Here is a 1603-nt window from a genome sequence, read left to right as displayed (position 1 = left end):
GCCGGCCAGCAGCACACCGCCCGCGGTCATCCCGATCGTGCTGCCCAGCGCCAGCCGCCCCACCACGTCGGCCGGGCCCTCGGCCGTGTTCGCGAGCACGATCTGCGCGACCAGCGCCACGGCCCACCCCGCCACCGAGGCGAGGGCCGCCGACCGGCCCCGGCCGCAGGCGTACAGCACCCGGGCCAGGTGGAACACCAGCGCGTAACCGATCAGCCCCGGCGCGAACAGCGCGACGGCCTCCGCCATCTCCCCCGGTTTCCCGCCGTCGGTGTTCTCCAGGAAGAGCCGGGAGACGGGCAGGGCGACCGCGGCCATCATGCCCGCCGACAGCCCCATCGCCAGCACGATGATCCGCGTGGTGGAGGCGGCCAGCGCGTCGAAGCCCGCGCGGTCCCCGTCGGCCGCGCGCACGGAGAGCGCGGGGAAGGAACTGGTCGCCACCGGTACGGCGAGCACCGCGAACGGCAGCTGGTACAGCGCCCAGGCGTAGGTGTAGAAGGTGATCCTGCCCTCTCCGCCGAACTCGTTGGTGAGCATGACCACGGCGGTCAGCGCGACCTGCTGGGCGACGAGCACCGCGAGACCGGCCGTGGCCAGCCCTCTGGCCTGGGCGGCCACGCCCGGCGGGAAGGAGAGCGCCGGGCGCAGCCGGAGCCGGAGCCGGGCCACCGGGACGATCACGGCCAGCACCATCACGGCGGCCGCCGCCGTCGCCCCGAGCGAGAGGGTCAGCTCCCCGGCCGGGTCCAGCGCGCCCAGGTTCCCCGCCGCGTCCCCGTCGAGCCGGGCGAACAGCAGGTGCGAGGCGACGATGACCAGGCTGGAGACCAGCGGCGCGAGGGCCGGTCCCATGAAGCGCCGGTGCGCCTGGAGCACGCCGTACAGGACGACGGCGAGCCCGAAGAAGATCACCCGAGGCGCGAAGACGACCAGCATGCGGGTGCCGGCCTCGACGACCTGCGCGGCGTCGCAGCCCTCCGGCAGCCTGGTGAGCAGGGCGACGACCGGCCCGGCGAACACGGCGACCAGCAGGGTCAGCGGCACCAGGGCCAGCATCGTCCAGGTGAGCAGCACCGAGGTGATCCGCCCGGCCTCCGCCCTGGCCTGGGGATCGTCACCGGACCGGGAGGCCGCCGAGGCCAGCACCGGAACCACCATCCCCGCCAGCGCACCGCCCGCCACCAGCTCGAAGACGATGTTGGGCACGTAGTTCGCGGTGGTGTAGGCGGTGCCCAGGCACGCGTTGCCGACGGTGTGCGACTGGACGTAGTACCTGCCGAAGCCGGCGACCCGGGCCGCGACGGTCACCGCTCCGATGAGGAGCGCCGCTCCCGCGACCCCCTTGCCGATCCTCGTGGTCATCGGTGGCCGGGCGCCTGCTCCACGGGGCGGCGGCCGAGCATGTCGATCCTGTGGAGCACGGGGTTGCCCGCGATCACCTTGGTGAAGCTGACCTTCTCCGAGGCGGCGGTCAGCGCCACGACCGTGCCGAGCACGGCCAGCCGGCCCGGGCGGCCGAGGGTGACGGTGGCGGCCAGGCCGAGCAGCGCGCCCAGCGCGTTGGCCCCGGCGTCGCCCAGCATCGCCCGCTCGCCCAGGT

General features: G+C 74.7%; 1 protein-coding gene and 1 pseudogene. Both read right to left on the bottom strand.

The window, feature by feature from the left end:
- Window positions 1–1365 (bottom strand): murein biosynthesis integral membrane protein MurJ (gene murJ / locus ACWJ6R_RS36025; RefSeq protein WP_449066495.1); only part of this gene is annotated, 1365 nt, incomplete at its 3' end.
- Window positions 1362–1603, bottom strand: a pseudogene (locus ACWJ6R_RS36020) (hypothetical protein); the annotation flags it as partial. The gene murJ and the pseudogene ACWJ6R_RS36020, both read right to left, overlap by 4 nt.

The organism is Planomonospora algeriensis (assembly GCF_977012225.1).
The sequence above is the reverse complement of the archived record's forward strand: the minus strand, read 5'-3'. Positions and strand labels throughout refer to the sequence as shown.